The following is a 22,255-nucleotide window of genomic DNA, read 5'->3' on the forward strand; positions in this document are numbered from 1 at the left end:
GGCGCGCATGACGTAGCAGTCGTCCTCCAGGTAATCCTCGATCCGGACTGCGGGCATCGTGAACCTGCCGGGAACGGTCTCGAACCAGTCCGGCATCTCCGGGAACGGGAACCTCGGCATGCGGCGGCGATGACCGTGTCCGGCATCACCACCAGCCTTCTCTACGAAGTGACCGGTCCCCGTGCGCGGAGGGTCGGTCGGCCCCCCTTGGGGACCAATGGCCCCTGGCAGAGACGCGCCGTCGGAGCCTTCCATGGATTCGGCGGCCTTCTCCGCTCCACTGCGGGGAAGCGGCGTGGCCCGTCCGCGACGCTCTCGGCCATGGTGCACCTCCGGACGGTGATCCGGCCCGCCTACGGCCCCGGGGACGAGGCGAGCCCACGGCGGCCGATGGCCGATCCGCTCTACGTCCTGTGAAGCGGGCGCATCGAACAGCGAGGAATAGTCGTATGAAGGTCTCGGAGGCGATGACTGCTCCTCCGGTGTGCGTGGCACCTCACGTCCCCCTCGCCGAGGTGGCCGGACAGATGGCCGAGTGCGCCGTCGGGTCGGTTCTCGTGGTCGAGGACGGAGCACTGCACGGCATCGTCACCGACCGCGACCTCGCCGTACGCGGCATGGGTGGAAGCCTGGGCACAAGGGCCCGGGTGGACGCGGTCATGTCGCCACGCGTCGTCACGGTCGAAGCCGCCGACGACCTCCAGGTGGCCTACCGGACCTTCCGTCGCACAGGGGTCCGCCGGCTTGCGGTCCTGGACGCAGGCAAGGTGGCGGGCGTGCTGACGATCGACGACCTGCTCCTCGACGTCTTCCGGAGGCTCACCGACCTGCTCGGCCCGGTCGCCTGGAGCGTCCTGCAGGAACCGCCGGAGCCACCTGCACAGGCCGGAGCCCCGCATGAGTCCTGAATCGGCCGGGAAGGGGACGGCCGCTCTGCGCGACGGCGGCCCGTGCGCACGCGCCCTCTCGGCACCGGCGCCCCTCCTGGATCGACCGGACGTCGCCGCTTCCTCCCTCCCCGCCCTGCCGGTCGCCGAGGTCTTCACCGCCATGGGCAGTACCCCGCGCGGTCTCACCCCGGCCGAGGCAGCCGAGCGCCCTGCCCGCTACGGCCCCGACGAGCTGCCAAGCGTGAGTCACAGCCATGTGTGGCGTCGGATGGTCAAGCATGACCCGACGCTCACCCTGTAGGCGAAGGAGCTGATCCCATGACGACCCCATCGGCTTTTCCGGACCGTCCGGTGAGGGTGACCGCTCACCTCGACACGCCGCTGTCCCGATGGCTGTGGCTGGTGAAGTGGCTGCTCGCCGTACCGCACTACGTAGTGCTGTTCTTCCTCTGGATCGCCTTTTCCGTGGTGAGCGTGATCGCGTTCTTCGCCATTCTCTTCACCGAGCGCTATCCCCGCACACTCTTCGACTTCAACGTCGGCGTGCTGCGCTGGAGTTGGCGGGTCGCCTACTACTCGTACGGCGCCCTCGGCACCGACCGGTATCCGCCGTTCAGCCTCGGGGAGGAGCCGGACTACCCGGCACGGCTCGACATCGCGTACCCGGAGAGGCTCTCCCGCGGCCTGGTGCTGGTGAAGTGGTGGCTCCTGGCGATCCCGCAGTACATAGTCGTCGGCTTCTTCGTCGGCGGATTCCACGCCGGCTGGTGGAGTGGCGGCCTCCTCGCCGTGCTGACACTCGTCGCCGCAGTCATCCTCGCCGTCACCGAGAAGTATCCGAAGGACCTGTACGACCTGATCCTGGGCCTCAACCGATGGGTGCTGCGCGTGGTCGCGTACTCGGCCCTGATGACCGATGCCTATCCACCGTTCCGACTGGACATGGGCGGCTCGGAGGAGAGCCGGGCGGGGACGGGACCGCAGGGACATCGCTGACCGCGCCGGGCACGGGGGCCGGTGGGCGGGCAGCCGCGCATGGAAACCTACCGCGCCCCGGTGTGCCCTCGTATGTCCAGGCGTGTCCAGGCACGAAGGGCCCCGGGGTCACATACCCCGGGGCCCTTCGTCGCACTTCCCCGACGGACGGTCTGTCGTTGCGGTGAGCCGTTACGGTCAGTCGTGCGGGATCACCGCGACCGGTGCGGTGGAGTGGTGCATGACCGCCTGGGTCACCGGTCCGATGTGGGCGCCGACCGGGGACTGCCGGTTGCGGCGGCCGATCACGACCAGCGCGGCGTTTTGCGAGGCCTCGACGAGGTGGGGGCCCGCGCCGCCGATCACGGCCTGCTCGCGCACCTGCACGTCGGGGAACTTCTCCCTCCAGGGGCTCAGGACCTCGGTCAGCTGCCGCTGCGCCTCGGCGAGCAGTTCCTCCTTGACTCCCGCGCCGGAGGCTCCGCTGTAGCCGTAATAGGGCGGCAGACTCAAGCCGTGAACGACGCGCAGGTCCGTCGCCCTGTGGGTCGCCGCCCGGAGGGCGAAGGCGATCACGGAGGCGTCCGGGTGCTCCAGGTCGAGGCCGAGGACGACATCCCGGGTCTCATGATCGCCCTCGGGAGCGGCGCCTTCGCGAACGAGGACGATCGGCGTCCGGCTCCGGGCCACCAGAGCTTGCGCGACGGAGCCCACCAGGAACCCGTGGACACCGCCCAGGCCCCTGGATCCGAGGACCAGCAGCGCGGTGTTCTCAGCGGCGGCCAGCAGCACGGTGACGGGCTGCTCTGCGACGCGCTCGGCGCTGACCGACAGGCCCGGATGAAGTGCGGCGAGTTGGGCCGCGGTCTCGTGCGGCAGGCGTTCGGCCCATACACGCTCAGGATCGTCCGCCGTCGGCGGCGGTATGGAAACGCCGGCCAGCGGGGCGTACACGCGGGGGCGCCACAGCCAGGCGTGCACGACGCGCAGGTGCGCGTCCGTGCGCAGGGCTTCAAGGGCTGCCCACTCGGCCGCCGCGAGACTCTCGGGCGAACCGTCCAGACCGACGACGATGGTGCGGGACATCTGGGGACCTCCTTGAGGGATACATGATCAGTCTTGCGCTCGCACGGGCGCCGCAGGAGGGGCCGCTGGTCCTCTACGGGGGCCGACCGGCCCATGCGCCGTGGGTTCTGCGCCCGGCCGCGCCGGACGGTTCCGACAACCACACAGGAGGCGCGCTCCGGCCTCGCGGGGACACCCGCCCGGTGTGCGGTCATCCGAGTCAGCGGCGGTGGGCGCGCTGCGCAGCGGCCTCGTCCGTGGCCCAGTCGACGGCACGCAAGCTGGGCTCGGAGCCGTCGACACCCACGACCAGGGGCAGCGGCTCACCGAATGCTCGTACGTCCGCGGCTTTCATGCGGGGCATGGTGTCCACCTCCTGAATCGGGGTGCCGATTCCGGCGTCGTGCCCGATGGATTCGTCGTGCAGGGGCCGCATGTCCTCGGCAAGGGCCGATCGGCCCCGTCCGGGCGCAGGCGGCGCGAAGAGCGGGGCTCGTCCGGGCCGCCCGCGTTCCCGCGGTCACCGCAGCCAGGGGGTGCGGCTCACGAGGGGGAGCCGCTCCCAGAGCTTTCCGAGACCCCAGGTGGCACCGGCGCCCGCGGCGGCGAGGGCGATCAGGACGATCGCGTAGATGACGTGGTAGTCGGTGAAGGGGTTGGGCGACATGCTCGGCGAGCCGTCGGACAGGTGTCGGGCGGGCGGCCATTCGGCCAGCCACATGAACGCCATCATCAGCGTGCCCGCGACCGCGGCGAGCCGCAGCGCGACACCGGCGACCAGGGCGACACCTACGCCGAGCAGGCCGGCCATGAACAGCCAGTCGACCCAGCCGGCGCCGGCCCAGGAGTGGAACGTCGACTCCATCGGGCCGGCGGCGACCCCGCCGAGGAATCCCTTGGTGGGCGAGCCGCCGTCGATCCAGCCCTTGCCGGACGGGGTCGCGTAGCCGAACCCGAAGGTCTTGTCGAGGAACGCCCACAGGAAGACGAACCCGGTCAGCAGACGCAGACCCGCGAGGGCGTACGAGCTGACCGCCGTGGCCGACGTGGTCGCGGCCTCACCCGGCGCCTGTGCCGAACGGGTCCTGCGCAGCGACGGGAAGCGGAACCCTGCGTGACGGTGAGACTGCTCGTGGACTGCCATGACGGTGATCCCTTCGGGGAGAAGGACGATGCCGGGCTGGTGCCCGACACGGCCTACTCTCCCGACCCGGCGCACCATGCGCCGGGTGCCGTAGGGCCGTGCCCCCTGGGCCGAACGGCCCTTTCCTGCAAGCCTTGTCGGTCTCACCGCCGCGGGCCGGACCATCATGTACGGCCTGTGGGACCGGGCTTCGTCGGTACCTCGCCCTGGGCGGGAGGGAGGCTATTTATCGCTCGCGCCCGGACGGCCCATGTCACGGCTGTCGCGGGGACGTTCACCGCCGACCCCCTTCCCACGGTGCTGTTCGCCGTCGAGGCGGCGCCACTCCTCGTACGCCACGACCGCCGTGAGCGCCTCGCCGATGACGGCGCTGCCGTGCGCGTCGAGACCGATCATCGCGACCACGGGATCGGCCGGGACAGGAGGTCGGCCAGGAAGCCGAGGCGGGCCACCCGCGCCGCCAGGAACAACAGACCGACCGCGCCCGCGAGCACGGCGTAACGACGCGCGTCACCGGCGGCGAGCGGACGATCGCCCCCCTTCAGCCGAGCCGACGTCTTCGCCGTAAGCCCCGGACGGGGCCCGAGCGACGGCGGGTGCCGCAGGCGGTGAGCAGGGAGGCGGTGACGCAGACGACAGCGAAAAGGCGGCGTTTCACGTTCACGAGGGTCCTGTTCCGTCTTGCGGACAGGGGCAAGGGCGGGGCATGGGGCCCGACGCGGGGAACGAGCCGGTCGCTCGAACGGGCGTCTGGAGTTTGGTATGGACCAATCAACCCCGCCGAGGGCCCACCGCCACCCGACGTCACCCGGGTCACCCCGCCGTCTCGCGGACGGCCACACCCTGGGGCACCGTGGAATGACGCCTGGCACTCGCGCCACGGCGGAGAGGAGCACCCGCATGTCCGACCACACCTACCGGGTCACCGAGATCGTCGGGACCTCCCACGAAGGCGTCGACCAGGCCATTCGCAATGGGATCACCAGGGCCTCGCAGACCCTGCGCAACCTCGACTGGTTCGAGGTCACGCAGGTCAGGGGCCAGATCGAGAACGGACGGATCGAGCACTACCAGGTCGGCCTGAAGCTCGGTTTCCGGCTGGAGGACGCCGACTGACCCGACCCGCGCCCACGGGTCCGCCACCCGCCGAGAACCCCTCAGGTCCGCCCCTCCCGCTCCTGCGCGTCCTTCAGCGCCGCTGACGCGGCCGCCCACCGTGCCCGTACGACCGTGAAGCCGGCCCGCTCCGCCTCCTCGCAGACGAATTCGTCGTCGTCGACGAGGACGCGGATCTCCCGGTCGCGGGCGAGCCGGCGAAGGATCTCCAGCTTGGTGCGGCGGGCGGGCCTGCGGTCGTCGTTGCGCCGCATCCAGATGCGCCCGCCGGGCAGGCCCTGTGCGGCCAGCCAGTCCACGGTCACCCGCCGGCACCGCTCGGGACGGCCCGTCAGATAGACCACCTCGCACTCCCGCGCGCTGCTCAGCGCCAGCGCGACGCCTTCCGCGAGCGGCGGGTCCTCGGACGCCGCCGCGAAGAACGCGTCCCAGTCCCGCGGCGAGCGCTCCAGGAACCGCTGCCGGTGCGCGGTGTCCGCGAGGGTGCCGTCCAGGTCGAACACGGCAAGTGGCCTGCTGCTTTGTTCCTTCACGCGGACCAGCCTAGAGAGCGGCGCCGACACCGGGTGCGCCACGACCGCCCGACCCCACGCGTCGACACGCTCAACTTCCGTTCCCACGGGCCCTGTTCACATCACCTGGCAAGCCCTTACCGTAATGCCTCGCACAGCATGTCGCACAACATTCGACATCTCGAACAGGAGAGGGGCGGTGGAGGGACCCATCGCCCCGCTCTTCGGCATGCGGAGGTCCGGGCGAACCCCCGCCCTTCTCGTTGAACCCCCTCTCGCCGGCCCCGGGACCGATCCGAGGAGAGCCGCATATGACCACACCCGACACGGCGTCACACGCATCGAGGAGACCGGCATGAACGACAGACCGGTTCAGCCCTCCCGGCGCGTCGCGCTGGGCGCGATGGCCGGCCTCACCGCCGCCTTCGCCCTCGGCACCCCGGCCGCCCGCGCCGCGGCCGGAGGCGCCTATGTGATGGGCTACTTCACCGAGTCCCCGAACGGCGACGGAGCGGACTACGGCCTTCATCTGGCCGTCAGCGCCGACTCCCTCCAGTGGACGCCGCTGAACCAGAACAAGCCCGTCGTGACCCCGACCGGCGGTACCGGCGGTCTGCGCGATCCGTTCATCCTGCGCAGGCAGGACGGCACGTTCGTGGTGCTCGCCACAGACCTCAAGGGCACCGACTGGAGTCTGCAGAGCCAGTACATCCACGTCTGGGACTCGGCCGACCTGCGGTCCTTCGCCAACTACCGCCGGCTGAAGCTGCACGACATGGCCACCCACAGCTGGGCGCCCGAGGCGTACTGGGACGCCGGGCGGGGCCAGTACGGGATCATCTACTCCGCGGTCGACTCCACCGGCCACAACGTCATCATGGTCAACTACACGTCCGACTTCGTGACGGCATCGGCGGCACAGGTCTTCTTCGACCCCGGCTACGACGTGATCGACGGCGACCTGGCCGTGGGCGCCGGCGGCGTGAACTACCTGTACTTCAAGAAGGACCAGACCCTGGTGGGCGCCAGGTCGACGTCACTGAACCCCGGCAGCTTCACGGTTTTCAGCACACCGGTCGCGCACGGCGGCACCGAGGCCCCGATCCTCATCAAGGCCCAGTCGACCGGAACTTGGTTCCTCTGGGGAGACACCTACACGCCGAACGGGGTCTTCTACGCCTGGCAGTCCACCGACCTCGCGAGCGGCACCTGGACCGCGGTCGACCAGCGCCGGTACACACAGCCGCTCAACTCCAAGCACGCGGGCATCCAGCCGATCACCACGACGGAGTACGACAACCTCCTCGCGAAGTGGGGCGCTCCGGCCTGGAACCGGCTCAAGTCCTACAACTATCCGGCGCGTTACATCCGGCACTCCAACTACGTCGGCAGGATCGACGAGTACCCCTTCGACCCGTACACGGACTCGCAGTGGACGCTGGTGCCCGGACTCGCCGACACAGCGGGCGTCTCGTTCCGTTCGGTCAACTACCCGACGCGCTACCTGAGGCACAGCGACTATCAGATGGCGCTCGACGTCAACGACGGGACCACGGTGTTCGCGCAGGACGCCACGTTCTACCGGACGGCGGGCCTGGCCGACACGTCGTGGTCATCCTTCCGCTCCTACAACCACCCGGACCGTTACCTCAGGCACGCAGACTACGTGCTGCGCATCGATCCGATCTCCACCTCCACCGACAAGGCCGACGCCACCTTCTCGGTCGGTTCTTGACGTCCCTTCGTCCCCAGGAGACAACCCCCGATGTCCCCTCTCCGCAGACTTCTCGCCGGTGCGGCGGCAGCAGCCGCCGCACTCGGCGGACTCACCGCGGCCGCGTCCCCCGCCACCGCGGCCGACTCGGGCACGTTCAGTGTGCTCAGCTACAACGTCGCCGGGCTGCCCGACGGCGTCTCCAGCGCCCCGACACCCCGCGAGTCCAGCACGACGGCGATCGGCGGGCTCATCGCCCCCTACGACATCGTCCATGTCGAGGAGGACTTCAACTACCACGCGGCCCTGTACGCGGCCGACACCGCGCACCCCTACCGCACCCCCACCAGCGGCGGCGCCGGCATCGGCAGCGGCCTCAACACCCTTTCGAAGATCCCCTACGACACCGACGACTTCGAGCGGGTCGGCTGGAACTCCTGCCAGATCGACTCCGGCGACTGCCTCACGCCCAAGGGCTTCACCTTCATGCGGGAACGCCTCGCCGAGGGTGTCTACGTCGACTTCTACAACCTGCACACCAACGCGGGCACCAACGCCGGCGACCTCACCTCCCGCGCCGACAACCTGAGCCAGCTCACGGCGTTCATCGGCACCCATTCCGCGGGCAACGCCGTCGTCGTCATGGGCGACACGAACACCCGCTACACCCGCTCCGGCGACACCATCGCGGAGTTCGCCGCCGCCAACGGGCTGACGGACGCCTGGGTCCAGCTCGTTCGCGGCGGCACCGCGCCGGCCAAGGGAAGCGACGCGCTCGTCTGCGACCAGAGCGGCACCACCGTGCCCGACACGTGCGAGGTCGTCGACAAGATCCTCTACCGCGGCAGCAAGCTCGTCACGCTCGACGCGACGAACTACGACAACGAGCACACCCGCTTCCTGACCTCCGACGGCCTGATGCTCTCCGACCACGACCCGATCACCGCGTCGTTCACCTGGTCGCGCAACACCGCCTTCCAGCTCAGCGACCAGTTCGGCGGGCCGCACGGCGACTACTTCAACGACATCACCGGAGTACCGGCCGGCGCCCGCGCGACCACCGTGACCCTGAGCAGCGGCGCCCGTGTCGACCGGATGGGGCTGACACTGAGCGACGGCACGACGTTCGCGCACGGCGGCACCGGCGGCACCGCCGCCTCACTGACGCTCGGCAGCGGCGAGTACGTCACCTCCGCGCAGCTCTGCGAGGGCGTGAAGGACAGCCACACCCGGATCTTCTACACGAAGTTCACCACGAACCTCGGCCGCACCCTGGCCGGCGGTACGACGACGTCGGACTGCGTGACCCGCACCGCGCCCTCCGGCCGTCAGATCGCCGGCTTCCACGGCCGCGCGGGCGACGAGGTCGACAAGATCGGCTTCATCTACACCCAGCGCTGAGCGGACGACAGGCACCGAACACGTTCTCCGCCGAGTTCCAACGGGCTCGGCGGAGAACGTGACGGGAATGCCGGCCCAACACGCCGGTCCGCAAAGGCGCTTGAGGGTGTGGAGGCGAATTCGAAAGACGATCGCCGCCTGCGCCGGGCCGCGGTGGACCCGGGTCGACCGCCCGTCAGGAAGCGTCCGACAGCCAGGGCCTGACCTTTCTGCGTGCCTCGTGCAGACGGGACTTGAGCGTGCCGAGCGGAATCCCGACACGCTCGGCCACCTCCGCGTACTCCAGCTGACAGATGTCGCGGTAGACCAACGGCGCGACCAGATGCGGGTGTTCGCGCTCCAGGCGCTCCAGCGCCTCCAGGAGGTCGATCCGGGAACCCGCGATGACACTCGTGGTGCGCGGATCGACGTACTGTGCCGCGTCGATCGCCTCCGGCTGCTCGGCGGCGCGCCGCCTCAGCTCGCGGTACTTCTGCCGGGCGCAGTTGGCGACCACCGTGTACAGCCAGGTGCTGAAGCGGCTGCGGCCCTCGAACGTCGTGATCTTCCGGGCCACTTGGAGGAGAACGTCCTGGGCCGCCTCCTCGGCGTCCTCGCGGCAGGGCAGAAAGCGTCCGCACCGCCGCACGACCTCGGGCCGGACCTGGTGGAGCAGGACGTCGAGTGCCGCCCCGTCACCGGCGGCCGCCCGCAGGGCAAGCTGCTCCGTCTCCGCCGCGTCCCCCACCGGGCGCTCCCCTCGATGTCGATCAGAGGCCAGGATGATAGTCGAACGCCTCTCCAGCACGATTCCGACGGCACCGGCGCGCCGCTGTGCCCGGCTCGTCCGCTGCCATGAGTTCGCTCGCGGACAGGGACGGGCCGTCGTGGTCGGAAACGGTCGGGGCGCGCCGTCCTCGTCGGACCCGGTCGGCGGCGGGCTGTCATGGTCGGACACGGCCGCCATCAGCCGGGCCGCCGAAGGCACCGCAGAGTTCGGGACACCGGTGCCCCGCGCTCCGCCGTGGCCCGGCAGCAGTACTTCGACGTTCCGGGGCGGGTCAGGGCCGCAACTCCAGTACGTCCGAGACCGGACGGCGCGGTGCGCCCGGACCGTCCGGACCGTATCCGAGGCGCAGCACCATCTGTACGTTGCCGGTCCCGGACACCGGGTCGCGCAGCGGCCAGCGCAGGTCGGTCCACTCAAGTGCCTGAGTGGCGAAGGAGCTGGACAGCCCCTTGCCGGTGGCCACCAGCAGCACTCGCTCCATGGCCTGTCCGGCGCACAACCAGTCCGCCGGACCGTCTTCGGCCGTGCTGATGAGAGCCAGTTGAGGGGATCGCTCGAACTGTCTCGCCTCGCGATGCGCCAGGGGCTCGTCCCCGGCGAAGTCGCGCATCGGAGCCCTGCCGCCGTGCTTGAGCGGACCGAAGGCGTGCTCCGGGACCCCGTCGGAAGCGGTGGTCCCGGCAGGGGTGTCGAGTCGGGTCCAGGTGGCCAGATCCTCGCTGCTGCCCGGGTCGGTCAGGTTGCGCGCCTCGCCCTCCTCGATCAGTTCCAGTACTTCCTCCAGCCGCCATGCGTCGGGAAATTCCAGGACGGCTCCCTCACGGTGGGCCGCGTCACCGAGCGCCGTGCGGACGGCGCCGGAGATCTCCGTCGCCTCGAACGGGAAGCGACTGGTGTGCCGCCGGTGTACCGCCGGGTACAGGTCGGCGAGGCCGCTCTCGCTCCGGCCGGAGTCGGTCAGCTCCACGGCCGCGAGCAGCCCTGGATCGGCCGCATCGGGCAGCAGCCGGGTCACCGGGAACCAGCCCCCGTGCAGCGCCGCGACCCGCAGGTTCAGCAGCGCCGCGCCACAGCCGACGTGCAGGCCCCGGGTGTCGGGGTCGGCGTGCGGCATGGTGCGGTCGAAGTCGGCCCGCACGTGTACCGTGCGGCTGCCCTGGAAGTAGACGAAGCGCCAGGGCTGTGCGTTGTGCATCGACGGGGCGGCGGCAGCATCGTGGACCAGGGCCGCCACCCACTCGTCGGTCGGTGTCCGAGGGCTCATGGGAGCCTCCCTTCGCGAGTCGGCGGCCCCGGGGGACGGGACCGTTCTTCGGTTGTCTCGTCGGTGGTCGTGGGCATCGCCTGCGGGCGGCGGGCTCCTGAGAGCGACCGTCCCGCACCCGTCACTGATCGGCCGCGGTGATGCGACGCCCGGTGACGCGCTCGGGGCGGATCGACACCCACATCCGACGGTCACCGCCCGCCCATGGCTCGGTGTGGGCATGGTCGGCCAGCCGTCGCACAGCCTCGGGTTCCGTGACGCTCAGCGCGGTACCGACGACGAGCACGCTCCAGCCCTGGCTCATCGCCTCGTCCAGATGGTCGACCTCGAAGGCGACCTCCTTTCCCACCGCCTCCGCCACCACTGATCCGGGAGCGGTCCGGAAGGCGATCGCGTCGTCCACGACCTCGTAGTTCACCGGGACGACCGATGGGCCGTCGGACGCCGACACCGCGATGCGGCCCACGCCGTGCGTGGACAGCCGGGCGCGGCATTCCTCGGGTCCCAGGTCCCTCAACCGGGGGTGGAGGAGCGCCTGCCCTCGGCCGGGCGGCAGCTCGGCGCCGCCGCCACGCAGGGCCTCGACGCTGACGCCGAGCGCGTCGGCCAGCCTGATGAGACTCGCCAGGCTCGGATCGGCCTGGCGTTCTTCGAGGTACGCCAGGTAGTCCGGCGCCATGCGCGCGCGCCGTGCCGTTTCGGTCCGGGTCAGCCCCTGCCGCTCCCGCGCGGCGGTCAGGCGCCGGCCGATGTCACCGGGGTTGGGGGGCTCGTGGTGTGAGCTCATGCCGCCCACGCCACTCGGTTCCTCCTCCGGCCGGGAGGTGCCGGGGGGTTCGGGGGCCGGCTCGACGGGACGGACACGGGCGTCCGGCCCGGGAAACACCAGTGTCACCTCGTCCGTGTCCGACCAGCGCACGTCGTAGGGGGGTGTGCCGTCCGGATGGTGGATTCCGACGATCTCTCCGTCGCGCCTGGCGGCGCCGGTCGTCACGCTTTCGATGACGAGGTGATCTCCGAGGTGAGCTCGCATGATCGCCTCCGCTTCCTGAAGAGAGGGTGGTGGAGCCAACGTGGCACGCGCGGGACACCGCCGCATGCGACGCCACCCGGACGTGTCCCGGGCGAGAGCCGACGGCACGTCGCCGTGAGGACGCGCTGGGCGCCCCCTGCCCGGAGGCACGCCTCGACCCGGGGGACGGACGCCGCGGCGGTTCCGCGCCGGCGGACGAGTCGTCCTGGCGCGACGGACGGGCACGGGACGGGCGCTTGCCGTGTGCGTTCATGACCTGGCCTCCAGAAGGCGCCGGTCGGGTTCCCTTCCACGATCGGACGGTCCGTGGCTCCCGGTCAAAGGGCCGAAGGTCCCCGGACCGCGGCCACCCGGGGAATCTTCACTCCGCTCGTCCAGTCCTGGCGACGGGACTCCGCGTCGGCCTGAGCCCTGCTCCGGCAAGGGCCGTCAGGTGCTGCACGGGGCCTCGGGGGCCTCGGGGGCCTCGGGGGTACCTCCCCACGTTCTTGAGAAGAGGCCGTCCGCGGCATACGGGCGCACGCTGGACGAAGGGACAGCTTCATCGTCACTCCAGCTTGGTACGAGACGGAGGCAGCCGCCATGGAGCCAGCCATCACCGTGGGCCTCGACGGCTCACCCGAGAGCCTTGCCGCCGCCCACTGGGCCGCCGAGGAAGCCCAGCGGCGGCAGCTCACACTGCGCCTGCTGCACGCATGGCCCCTGCTGGTGCCCGGACCGGCCCGTCTTTGCCCGTCTTCCCGCGGAGGTGGATCAGAACTACTGGGCGAAGCGCATCGTCGACAATGCGCTGTCGGAACTCCAGGCACGCTACCCGCGGCTCTCCGTCGTCGGCGAGCTGGTCGCGGACGACGCCCAGCAGGCACTGCTGAAAGCTGCCGGGGAGTCCGAGATGATCGTGCTCGGCTCGCGCGGGCTGGGATCCGTCGAGAGCTACTTCCTGGGCGACATCAGCATGCCCGTCGTGGCTCGGGCCGAGCACGCGGTGGTCCTGGTCCGCGCGAACACGCGCGAGGCGGGCCCGCGGCCCGCGCCGCCCCGTACGGCAGAGCCCGTGGTCGCGGCCGTGCAACTGCACGGCCCGTGCGAGGACGTGCTCTCCTTCGCGTTCGTCACCGCCGCGGCGTGGAGCGCCCCCCTGCGGGTCGTCCACGGCCGCAGCCTGCCGCTGCACGCCCACGCCCCCTGGGGCACTGACCACGGCGTGGCCGAGGAGATCGCCCACGAGGCCCGGGAGCAGCTGAACCAGGTGCTCCGCGCATGGCGCGAGAAGTTCCCCGGTGTGGAGGTGACCGATGTGGTGCGGCTCGAAAGTCCCGCGAAGGCCGTCCTGCGGGAGGCCGAGGGTGCCGGGCTGCTGACGGTCGGCCGACGCCGGCACCATCCTCACCTGACGGCCCGGCTGGGGCCCGTGGCCCAGGCCGCCGTCCATCACGCCGGCTGCGCCGTCGCCGTCGGCCTCGCACTCGTCGGCGGCCTGCCCGGCAGCGGCAAGTCCACTCTCTCCGGCGCGCTGGCCGATCGCCTCGGCGTCACGCTCCTCAGCAGCGACCGTCTCCGCAAGGAGCTCGCGGGCATCCCCGCGGAGAAAAGGGGCCGTGTTCGGCGACGAACGTGACCGGTACGCTTCAGTGGTTCGAGCTCTGCCGGGAGCAGCAGCCCTCAGACGGACCGCGGCCACGGCGTGGCGCTCGTGGTTTCCGCCCCGCCCTGGAGAGCACATGCCCGTTGGTGAACACAGGATGCGTAAGCCTCCACGGACGCGGCCGACCGGACACGACCGCCGTGAACACCTCTCTCGGCGTCGAGGAACCGGGAACACCTACCGACAGGCGCCTCAGGGGCGTTCGTCCGGCTCCGCCGGCGGTGCGACGACGGCGAGCCAGGAAGGCCGTGGCCGCCCCCACCGGTCGACGAGCCGTTCGGCGGGACGTCCGTGCTGAGGGATCCTCTCGATCGCATCGGCCGCTATCGTCCGGAACGGCGCCTGGGCGCCGGTGGTTTCGGCGTGGTCTGGCTCGCCCACGACGACGTCCTCGACGCGACCGTGGCGGTCAAAGTGCTCTCCGAGAACTGGATCGACCGCCTGGACATCCGGGAACGCTTCCTCTCCGAGGCCCGGTTGCTCCGCAAGGCAGACTCGAGCCGGGTCGTCCAGGTCTACGACATCGGTGAACTCCCCGACGGCAGGCCCTACTTCGTCATGGAGTACGCCGACGGAGGCACCCTCGCCGACCGGATCGAGGCCGGAGCGCTGCCCGTCGCGGAGGCGCTGCGTCTTACGGCCCTGGCGGCCCGGGGCGCGGCGGCGCTGCACGAGGCCGGGATCGTGCACCGCGACATCAAGCCGTCCAACGTACTGCTGCGCACCACCCCCGGCGGAGCCGACCGGGTCCTGCTGGCCGACCTCGGACTGGCCAAGAGCCTGGCCCAGGCCTCCGGACTCACCATCGCGGCGGGTTCGGCCGGCTACACCCCGCCCGAGCAGGCCCAGCCCGGATCCGGGATCGACGCGCGGGCCGACGTGTACAGCCTGGGCGCCCTCGGCCACCATCTCGTCACCGGTTCGGTTCCGGGCCCGCCCGGCAAGGTCGAACGGCCCGACCGGCTCCGTACGGAGGTCGGCCCGGCCGTCGGGCGGGCACTGCTGCGCGCCATGGAACCCGACCGGGAGCGGCGCTGGCCCACCGCGGCCGCCTTCGCCGCGGAGCTCGACCGGCTGGCCGAGGAGGTCTCGGACAAGGGCGTCCCCCGGACCCGGCGGCGTCGGCGCACCACCCTCCTGACGCTGACGGGCTTCGTCGTGGCCTGCGCCGTCGGCGCCACCGCCCTACTGCTGAGCCGCTCGGCCGCCCCGAAGACCCTCCGGGTCGAGGACGGCACGGGCCGGATCACGGTGGAGGTACCGGCCGGCTGGGGCGGGCAGTTGCGCGGCTCCGGGTGGAATCCGAAGACGGTCGGACTCCAGGACGGCACGGAACCCGGTCTCGTCGTCGCGAGCCGCCTGGATCGCTGGCAGGACCTCGGCTCCGCCGTCGACGGAGCCTTCGCGGGACTCAGCGAACACGGCGACGTGACCGGCGAGGTCCGCGCCGTCACGCACCCCGGATGCCACTACGCCGGAAGCCGCGCCTACTCCGGCGCGCGCTGGCACGGACTGATACGGACCTGGGACCGCTGTCCGGGCGGACACGGGTCCCTCACGGAAGCGGCGCTCACCTCGGCGGGCGGTCCCGGACAGCCTCAGATCTATGTCCAGATCCGCCAGGAGAGCGGTGACGACGAGACGGCAGACGGCGTCATCGGCTCCGTACGGCTCAAGGCCTGATCCTGCGCGGGCGGTCCCGGCGGAATTCGTCGGCGGTCCCGCGAACTTTTCGGCCCCCGGGCGCATCCGACAGTAGTGACGGGCACGAAGCGCCCCGCGCACGGGCGACAAGCTCGTGCGGAGACACGCAAGGAGTGGTGACATGTCGACCTTCCCGCGCACGCCGGCGGACACGGACCGGTCCGGCACGGTGCCCACGCACCGTCCTTCACCCGCCGCACGACGGGCCGCGCTGCTCGCGGGTGTCGCACTGCTGAGCCTGCTCACCGCCTGCGGCAACGGCACCCCGCAGAGCTCGCCGAAGACCCTTCCCGGCACGGCCGGACCGGCCTCCGGCGACACCGGCACGAAGGCGGGCTCCACCGGAGCGGCCGACCCGGCCGCGAGCGCCCCCGCGAAGAAGACGGGAACCGGGAAGGGAACCGGGTCGGGATCCGGCTCGGCCCCGGCCTCCTCGGGGAGCGTCGCCGGCGGCCGCTGCCACACCTCGGAGCTGCGTGCCTCGGTCGGCCGCAACGACCCGGGCGCGGGGCAGGAGAACTTCCCCGTCGTCCTGACGAACGGTTCCGGGCGCACCTGCACCGTGCGCGGCTATCCCGGAGCGGCGTTCGTCGACGCGTCCGGCAAGCAACTCGGCGCCGACCCGCTGCGGTCCGCGGGCACGCCCACGACGGTCGTGCTCGCGCCCGGGCACAGCGCGTGGTCGGGTCTGACCTTCTCCAATCCGGGGATCAGCGGGGCCGGTACGGCGACGCCCGCTTCACTGATCGTCACACCGCCCGACGAGAAGGACTCCCTCACCGTGCGGTGGACAGGGGGCGAGGTGCCCGTGTCCGGCAACGCCTCGTCGGTCTCCCTGACGGTCGTCCGCCCCGGGAGCGGCGCCTGACCGCACGCCCACGACGGCCGTCCCGCGCTCCCCCCGCCACCCGACGGCGAATCGGTTCCCATCCGGTCCAGGGCGCGCGCGGGTCGCCGGCGCGTACCGGGTGGCCGGGCTCAGATCCAGGTGTCGAGCCACATTCTGGCGAGCCAGTCGGACCGCGGGATGGTCTGTCCGGTGTAGACCGGGAAGAAATAGATGAAGTTCCAGGCGATGAGCAGGACCAGCACGCTTGCGGCCACCGCACCTCGTCTGCGGCGCTTGTCGGTCGCTCCCGCCGGACCCAGCAGGGCTCCCAGCATCATCGTCACGGCCAGGCACAGGTAGGGCACGAAGACGACCGCGTAGAAGGAGAAGATCGTGCGGTCCTGGTACAGGAACCAGGGCAGATAGCCGGCACCCACCGCGCAGAGGACGGCACCGGAGCGCCAGTCGCGGCGCAGCGCCCATCGGTAGAGCAGGTACACGAGTGCGCAGCATGCCGACCACCACAGGAGCGGTGTTCCCAGGGCGAGGATCGCCTGTGTGCAGCCCGCCGCCGCGTGGCAGCCGTCTTTCCCGGGTGCCGGCGACTGGTAGTGGAACAGCACGGGGCGGCCGAGGACCAGCCAACTCCAGGGGTTCGACTGGTACTTGTGGGGAGTGCTCAGCCCCACATTGAACTGGTAGACCCCGTGCTCGTAGTGCCACAGGCTGCGCAGCGGGGCCGGAATCCACGACCACGTGCCACCGCGGGCGTCCGCCCAGTGGCGTCCGTAGCCGTTGTCGGACAGGAACCAGCCGGTCCATGTCGCCAGATACGTCAGGACAGCGACCGGGGCGAGGGACAGCACGGACCAGCAGAGGTCCTTGCGCAGGACCGCGCGGTAGGGGTGGCGCGCCCCCGCCACGCGGCGGGCGCCGACGTCCCACAGCAGGGTGAGGATCATGAAGAAGACCAGGAAGTACAGGCCGTTCCACTTGGTCGAGGCCGCCAGTCCCAGGCAGAGTCCGGCGGCGAGCCGCCAGGGACGCGCTCCCGCCCCGGCCCGGTCGCCGGTGTGTCCGTCCGGGCGCACCCGGCCGTCCTCCTCGACCGGCAGAGCTGCCGCGAGCCGGGCCCGCGCGCTGTCCCGGTCGATGAGCAGGCAGCCGAACGCCGCCAGTACGAAGAACATGACGACGAGGTCGAGCAGGGCGGTGCGGCTCATCACGTAGTGCAGACCGTCCACCGCCATCAGTGCTCCGGCCAGGCAGCCCAGCAGTGTCGAACGGAACAGGCGGCGTCCTATTCGGCACAGCATCAGCACCGACAGCGTGCCGAGGAGCGCCGTCATGAAGCGCCAGCCGAAGGGGGTGAGGCCGAACATCCACTCGCCGAGGGCGATGACCCATTTGCCCGTCGGCGGGTGGGCGACGAAGGACCCGGCGTCGGAGAGCGGGATCACCTGGGGGTCGGCCAGGATCTGCGGGTCGGAGATCTGGCCCTTCGGCCAGGTGCCCTCGTAGCCGGACCGCAGCAAGGACCACGCGTCCTTGGCGTAGTACGTCTCGTCGAACACGACCGCCCGAGGGCTGCCCAGATGCCAAAAGCGCGGCAGCCCGGCAAGGAGCGCCACCAGCAGCGGCCCTCCCCATTGCGACCAGCGCGCCAACCGGCACGCCGCTGCCGGGGACAGCCCGAGAGTGCGCCAAAGCCGTGACCCGGCTTCGGGAAACGGCACGACCAGACGGTCGCGCACGGACGTACGCGGGCGCTCGACATGCCCGAACTGCCGCAGCCGCCGCTCCCAGGAGACCGGGCGACGATTCGCCCTCTCCCGTGGCTCGTCGACGAACGCGGGCGTGTTCTCACGGATCACGTGGTGAGCTTTCTACTCGTGGAGAGCAGGACGAGCGGGAGCAGCTGCCCGGCGGTCGGTGGTGGTCATGCCGGCTCAAGTCGTCCCTCGCTGATCGGGACTGCTCGCGCCTGGACCGCGTGACGAGCTTGACAGCGAGATGTCCGGGGCGCCCGAGCGATGGCCCGGGACTTCGTCGTCGTTCTCGACAGCTCGATGCTCGGCCGGATCCCGCTCGGGAGAACAACGGGGCGCACAACGGGGCACAGTCGCCCGGCTGCCGCGGGGAGGGCCGAACGCGGGGCCGGGAGTGGGCCGGCCGCGCGGCCGGGCGCGTCGATGAACGCCTGCGGGCACGGAGCCGCCGGAGCCCATCGCATCAGCGGCGGCCTCCCTGGCCCCCTCCGCCGAACGATCCGGAGCCGCCGTCGCCGGAGCCCGTACCGTATCCGCCGTCCCGGACCGAGCCGTTGTGGCCGTCCGCCGGACAGTAGGCGGAGAGGGCGGAGCAGGAGCCGCCGGAAGGGGCCGCGGCCGAGGCGGTCTCACCCGCCGTCGACGGTGTCGCGGTGGGCGCCCTGGTGGCGGTCGGGGCCGGTGCCGCCGAGGACGTGGACCGCTCCCGGGTGGTGGAGTCCTTCGCGTCGCCGGTCGTGGAGTCCCAGTTGACCACTTCCAGTTGGAGCGAGGGCGCCGAGGCGTCGAGCGTCCAGTGCTGGACCGGCTCGTCCGTACGGAGCTTGAGGACGAGCGCCGACTCCCCCGCGGCCGACGCGGGGGCGAGGGCGAGATCCTGGTTCCAGCGCGGCACCAGCATGCCCTGGAGGGTGAAGTCGTAGCGGACGTTCTTGGCGCCGGGCTGCGACGGGCCCGTACAGGGGGCCAGTTGGACGGAGTAGCCGAGGTGGGAGTCGAGGCACAGGTCGGGGTGGGCCGCGTCGCGCAACAGCCCGTCCGCCGCGTACGTGTATTCCGTCGCCGACGCTGACGAGCACGGGATGAGCCGGGTCTCCACGCCGCTCGCGGGCGTGGTCCCGGCGATTCCGACGCACAGCCCGGTAGCGGCGTTGCGCAGCCGGCCGCGCACGGTGCCGTTCTTCTGCTCGCCGGTCCCGGCCCAGGACGGGTTGTCACGCCGGCTCGGTGCCGCGGAGGAGTGGGTGCCGTCGGCCGTACCCTTCTGGCCGCCGGTGTCCGAGTCGGCCGCCCACAGGACCAGCGGGACCAGGATCAGCGCGCTGACGGTCAGCACGCCGAGGGCGACGTTGCGACGCCCCGGTGAGCGCCGGGGGGCCTTGTGCCCTGTGGCCCTGCGGGAGGCGCGCGGGCCGGGGCGGGAGAGGGGCGCACCCCGGCGGCGGGAGGCACGGGTGTCTCGGCCTGCTGCGGCGGCGCCGGGTGTGGTGTCACCCCGGGGGGACGGGGCGGCGGGTTGCGGCGCCGTCGCCTCTTGAGCCATGGGCGGGGCGCCCATGACCGGCCCGGTGTCCGGCGGGGTGAGCGGGGGAAGGTCCAGCGGGCGTACCGCGCCGCCTTCGGGCCGGAACTCGACGATGCGGGCGGTTTCCGCGGTCGGCCAGTTCCCGGCGGCCGTCGCTCCGCCCGCGAGAGGCATGCCCTGGTCGCTGTCGCCGGCCCCCGGCTCCCGGACCGCCTCCGCGCCGGCCGCGGCCCGCGCCTGCCGGGAAGCCACGTAGGCGCGGGCACCCCAGCCGAGGACCGCCTCGGCGAGCGGAACGGCGAGATCGCCGTTGAACTGGCTCAACTGGTCGGCCGCGTACCGGCAGTGGCCGCATTCGTCCATGTGGCGCCGCAGGTCGGGGTCGAGGTCGGCGCCGCCGCGCCGGAAGGAGACGTCGAGCATGCGGTGGTAGCGGCGGCACTCGTCCCCGGGGGCGAGTTCGTGGTGGATCTCCAGGCAGCCCTGGCGCAGGCGTTCCCTGGACCGCTCCAGCTCGGTGACCGCGTCCTCCGGGAAGATGCCCAACAGGGCGGCGGGCACGTCCGGTTGTTCGGCCTCCACCTCCACGTGCCACAGCAGGCAGCGGGCCGGTTCGGGCAGCCGCTGGAACGCCCGGGAGATCAGTCGCCTGTCCTCCGGCGGAAGCAGTCGTGCCGCCGCCCGGTCCTGACGGTCCTCCCGGTCCGCTTCGGCGAGGAGTTCGGGATCGAGCAGTTCGCGCCGCGGGTCCGCGAGCCACTCGGCCGCGATGCGGCGGACGGTGACGAGCAGTTGGGGCCGCCACGCGGCGCTGGGCCCGCCCTGGTGCAGCGAATCACCGAACAGGCGCGTGAATGAGGCGGTGGTGAGCATTCCGGCGGGACGTACGCCGCCGGTGCACAGCCGCGCGTAAGAGAACACCGCCTCCCAGTGGCGGTCCAGGAGTTCTCCGACGGGATAGTTCGCGGGCGCGCCTCCCTGGCTCTTCAGCTCGGCCGCGAGCCGCTCATCCGACACCTCGGACAAGCGACCGGGGTCAGACGAATGAGACAGCGTTCCGTCATTCACGTCCGCTTTCCTCCCAAAGGTAGCGTGGCAAATAGTCCATACCAATGGGTATGTAGACCGCCCGACGGAGCCGGAGGGTCTACCCATGGGGGGTGCCGCCGCGAACGACCACCTCTGACAGCCCTTTCGGGCGAGGGGAGCGGGCGCGCCGCACGCGCGCAGAACGAAGCCAATATTGTCTGCACGCCGACAACGCACACCTTTGCACAGGGCGGCGAGCAGGAACAAGCGATCCCCGATTTTCCCTTAACGAGGCGCCGCCCTGGATATTGACCAAATGTCAGTCAAGCCCGCGCTAAAAGGAATTCGGAAACCCGAAGGATCCACCATCCGTCCGAAGTCTCCGCAATGGGAGCGCTCTCACGCGCTCATCCGAGCGCCTTTCCGCACGGAATTCCTGTCACTCGGACGCCGATCTCCGACGTTCCGGCGGCACGGCGCGGAGCCTTCGCGGTGGGCCGGCCGTCGTGACCCTCCCACCCGCCCCGGAACGCCGGCCGTCGTGCGCCCGACGGGGTGGGGTGCTGGGCGCGATGACGGCCGGCGCGGAGATGGCCGAGCGCGCTGACGGCCACGCCGGGTGCGCGGGCGCCGTAACGACCGAACCGGTGCGAGCGGCTCGGTCGCAGCCGGCCCGGCCCCAGCCGGCTCGGTCCTAGACGGCTCGGTCGCAGCCGGCCCGGCCCCAGCCGGCTCGGTCGTAGCCGGCTCGGTCGTAGCCGGCCCGGCCCCAGTCGGCTCGGTCCTAGCCGGCTCGGTCGCAGCCGGCCCGGCCGAAGTCGGCTCGGCCGCAGTCGGCGCTGTGGCGGCTCGTGCCGTCAGTGACCGCTGATCGCCCGGGGTGTGTACGGCTGTTCCATCTCCTCGATCTCCTTGTCCGAGAGCTCCACGTCGAGCGAGGCGACCGCGTCCTCGATGTGCAGCGGCTTGGTGGCGCCGACGATGGGCGCGGTGACCGTGCCGGGCCGCAGCAGCCAGGCGAGCGCGATCCTGGCACGCGGCACCTCACGCTCGGCGGCGATCCGCGCGACCGCGTCGACGATCTCGCGGTCGCCGTCCCGGTACAGTTTCCGGCCGAACTCGTCGTTGCGGCTGCGTGCGGTGGCCGTGTCCCAGTCGCGGGTGAGCCGGCCGCGGGCGAGCGGGCTCCACGGCAGGACGCCGACACCTTGGTCGGCGCAGAGCGGCAGCATCTCGCGCTCCTCCTCGCGGTAGAGGAGGTTGTAGTGGTTCTGCATGGAGACGAACCTGGTCCAGCCGTGCAGCGTGGCGGTGTACTGGGCCTTGGAGAACTCCCAGGCGTACATCGAACTCGCCCCGATGTAACGGGCCTTGCCCGCCTTGACCACGTCGTGCAGTGCCTCCATCGTCTCCTCGACGGGGGTGGCGCGGTCGAAGCGGTGGATCTGGTAGAGGTCGACGTAGTCGGTGCCGAGGCGGCGCAGACTGTGGTCGATCTCCGTCATGATCGCCTTGCGGGACAGACCGCGGCCGTTGGGGCCCTCGTGCATCGCGCCGTTGACCTTGCTGGCGATGACGATCTCGTCGCGGCGCGCGTGCTCGGCGAGCACCCGGCCGACGATCTCCTCACTGGTGCCGTCGGAGTACACGTTCGCCGTGTCGAAGAAGGTGATCCCGGCCTCCAGTGCCTGGCGGATCAACGGGCGCGAGGCCTCCTCGTCGAGCGTCCATTCGTGGGCGCCCCGGTCGGGGATGCCGAAACTCATGCAGCCCAGGCAGATCCGGGAGACGTCCAGACCCGTCGAACCGAGCTTCACGTACTGCATGCTCACTCCTGCTCTTGCTGCCGGTGGGGGTGGGGTGGGGAGAAC

19 protein-coding genes and 2 pseudogenes are annotated in these 22,255 nt (G+C 71.4%); 10 read left to right on the forward strand and 11 right to left on the reverse strand.

Features of this window, described 5'->3' with window-relative positions; translation table 11 throughout:
• The first annotated feature begins 449 nt into the window (after positions 1-449).
• The 3 genes from ACFYW8_RS33560 to ACFYW8_RS33570 are packed head-to-tail and all read left to right on the forward strand — an operon-like array spanning position 450 to position 1,886.
• Complete coding sequence (locus ACFYW8_RS33560; RefSeq protein WP_365869909.1) at positions 450-908, forward strand: CBS domain-containing protein; 459 nt, start codon at positions 450-452, stop codon at positions 906-908.
• Positions 898-1,191 (forward strand): cation-transporting P-type ATPase, encoded by a 294-nt coding sequence (locus tag ACFYW8_RS33565; RefSeq protein WP_389086493.1) that lies wholly within the window; start codon positions 898-900, stop codon positions 1,189-1,191. The genes ACFYW8_RS33560 and ACFYW8_RS33565 overlap by 11 nt, the downstream gene beginning before the upstream one ends.
• 17 nt (positions 1,192-1,208) lie before the next feature.
• The gene (locus ACFYW8_RS33570; protein ID WP_389086497.1) at positions 1,209-1,886 is read left to right on the forward strand and encodes a DUF4389 domain-containing protein; all 678 of its coding nucleotides are present in this window, start codon (positions 1,209-1,211) and stop codon (positions 1,884-1,886) included.
• Positions 1,887-2,063: 177 nt separating this feature from the next.
• Here the strand turns inward: ACFYW8_RS33570 and ACFYW8_RS33575 are convergent, their stop codons facing one another.
• The 4 genes and pseudogenes from ACFYW8_RS33575 to ACFYW8_RS33590 all read right to left on the reverse strand — a co-directional run bounded on the left by ACFYW8_RS33575 (position 2,064) and on the right by ACFYW8_RS33590 (position 4,470).
• A complete protein-coding gene (locus ACFYW8_RS33575) occupies positions 2,064-2,951 on the reverse strand; it encodes a universal stress protein (protein ID WP_389086501.1) in 888 nt (295 codons plus the stop codon).
• Positions 2,952-3,174: 223 nt separating this feature from the next.
• Positions 3,175-3,285: pseudogene (locus ACFYW8_RS33580) on the reverse strand (universal stress protein); the annotation flags it as partial.
• A gap of 165 nt (positions 3,286-3,450) precedes the next feature.
• Complete coding sequence (locus ACFYW8_RS33585) at positions 3,451-4,074, reverse strand: hypothetical protein (RefSeq protein WP_365869905.1); 624 nt, start codon at positions 4,072-4,074, stop codon at positions 3,451-3,453.
• Between the two features lie 222 nt (positions 4,075-4,296).
• Positions 4,297-4,470 (reverse strand): hypothetical protein, encoded by a 174-nt coding sequence (locus ACFYW8_RS33590; protein WP_389086508.1) that lies wholly within the window; start codon positions 4,468-4,470, stop codon positions 4,297-4,299.
• A gap of 504 nt (positions 4,471-4,974) precedes the next feature.
• Between ACFYW8_RS33590 and ACFYW8_RS33595 the strand changes: the two genes are divergently transcribed.
• A complete protein-coding gene (locus ACFYW8_RS33595; protein WP_261707589.1) occupies positions 4,975-5,190 on the forward strand; it encodes a dodecin in 216 nt (71 codons plus the stop codon).
• Between the two features lie 41 nt (positions 5,191-5,231).
• Here the strand turns inward: ACFYW8_RS33595 and ACFYW8_RS33600 are convergent, their stop codons facing one another.
• Positions 5,232-5,723, reverse strand: coding sequence for an HAD family acid phosphatase (locus ACFYW8_RS33600; protein WP_389086516.1), 492 nt, complete (start codon positions 5,721-5,723; stop codon positions 5,232-5,234).
• Positions 5,724-6,057: 334 nt separating this feature from the next.
• Between ACFYW8_RS33600 and ACFYW8_RS33605 the strand changes: the two genes are divergently transcribed.
• Together ACFYW8_RS33605 and ACFYW8_RS33610 are read left to right on the forward strand one after the other, a co-directional pair.
• On the forward strand, positions 6,058-7,437 hold the full coding sequence (locus ACFYW8_RS33605; RefSeq protein ID WP_389086521.1) for a glycoside hydrolase family 43 protein: 1,380 nt from the start codon (positions 6,058-6,060) through the stop codon (positions 7,435-7,437).
• A gap of 30 nt (positions 7,438-7,467) precedes the next feature.
• Positions 7,468-8,817, forward strand: coding sequence for a jacalin-like lectin (locus tag ACFYW8_RS33610; RefSeq protein ID WP_389086526.1), 1,350 nt, complete (start codon positions 7,468-7,470; stop codon positions 8,815-8,817).
• Between the two features lie 175 nt (positions 8,818-8,992).
• On the opposite strand, the gene ACFYW8_RS33615 is transcribed toward ACFYW8_RS33610, so the two are convergent.
• From ACFYW8_RS33615 to ACFYW8_RS33625, 3 genes are all read right to left on the reverse strand, one after another.
• Positions 8,993-9,544: an RNA polymerase sigma factor gene (locus tag ACFYW8_RS33615; protein ID WP_365869899.1), complete on the reverse strand. Its 552-nt coding sequence runs from the start codon at positions 9,542-9,544 to the stop codon at positions 8,993-8,995.
• A 313-nt stretch (positions 9,545-9,857) separates the two neighbouring features.
• Positions 9,858-10,850, reverse strand: coding sequence for an Acg family FMN-binding oxidoreductase (locus ACFYW8_RS33620; RefSeq protein WP_389086533.1), 993 nt, complete (start codon positions 10,848-10,850; stop codon positions 9,858-9,860).
• Between the two features lie 121 nt (positions 10,851-10,971).
• A complete protein-coding gene (locus tag ACFYW8_RS33625) occupies positions 10,972-11,883 on the reverse strand; it encodes a DUF1918 domain-containing protein (RefSeq protein ID WP_389086539.1) in 912 nt (303 codons plus the stop codon).
• Positions 11,884-12,465: 582 nt separating this feature from the next.
• Here ACFYW8_RS33625 and ACFYW8_RS33630 point away from each other — a divergent pair.
• From ACFYW8_RS33630 to ACFYW8_RS33645, 4 genes and pseudogenes are all read left to right on the forward strand, one after another.
• Positions 12,466-12,597, forward strand: a pseudogene (locus ACFYW8_RS33630) (universal stress protein); the annotation flags it as partial.
• A gap of 34 nt (positions 12,598-12,631) precedes the next feature.
• Positions 12,632-13,501, forward strand: a complete 870-nt coding sequence (locus ACFYW8_RS33635; protein WP_389086544.1) for a universal stress protein — start codon at positions 12,632-12,634, stop codon at positions 13,499-13,501.
• Positions 13,502-13,819: 318 nt separating this feature from the next.
• The gene (locus ACFYW8_RS33640; RefSeq protein ID WP_389086549.1) at positions 13,820-15,211 is read left to right on the forward strand and encodes a serine/threonine-protein kinase; all 1,392 of its coding nucleotides are present in this window, start codon (positions 13,820-13,822) and stop codon (positions 15,209-15,211) included.
• A 142-nt stretch (positions 15,212-15,353) separates the two neighbouring features.
• Positions 15,354-16,100: a DUF4232 domain-containing protein gene (locus ACFYW8_RS33645; protein ID WP_389086554.1), complete on the forward strand. Its 747-nt coding sequence runs from the start codon at positions 15,354-15,356 to the stop codon at positions 16,098-16,100.
• Positions 16,101-16,210: 110 nt separating this feature from the next.
• Here the strand turns inward: ACFYW8_RS33645 and ACFYW8_RS33650 are convergent, their stop codons facing one another.
• The 3 genes from ACFYW8_RS33650 to ACFYW8_RS33660 form a co-directional block, all read right to left on the reverse strand.
• Positions 16,211-17,935 carry a dolichyl-phosphate-mannose--protein mannosyltransferase gene (locus ACFYW8_RS33650; protein WP_389086558.1) on the reverse strand — a complete coding sequence of 575 codons (1,725 nt, stop codon included), beginning with the start codon at positions 17,933-17,935 and terminating at the stop codon, positions 16,211-16,213.
• A 358-nt stretch (positions 17,936-18,293) separates the two neighbouring features.
• Positions 18,294-20,381 carry a ricin-type beta-trefoil lectin domain protein gene (locus ACFYW8_RS33655; protein WP_389086564.1) on the reverse strand — a complete coding sequence of 696 codons (2,088 nt, stop codon included), beginning with the start codon at positions 20,379-20,381 and terminating at the stop codon, positions 18,294-18,296.
• 860 nt (positions 20,382-21,241) lie between these two features.
• The gene (locus ACFYW8_RS33660) at positions 21,242-22,210 is read right to left on the reverse strand and encodes an aldo/keto reductase (RefSeq protein ID WP_389086569.1); all 969 of its coding nucleotides are present in this window, start codon (positions 22,208-22,210) and stop codon (positions 21,242-21,244) included.
• Positions 22,211-22,255: the final 45 nt, after the last annotated feature.

Source organism: Streptomyces sp. NPDC002742 (assembly GCF_042888885.1).
Taxonomy (GTDB): Bacteria; Actinomycetota; Actinomycetes; order Streptomycetales; family Streptomycetaceae; genus Streptomyces.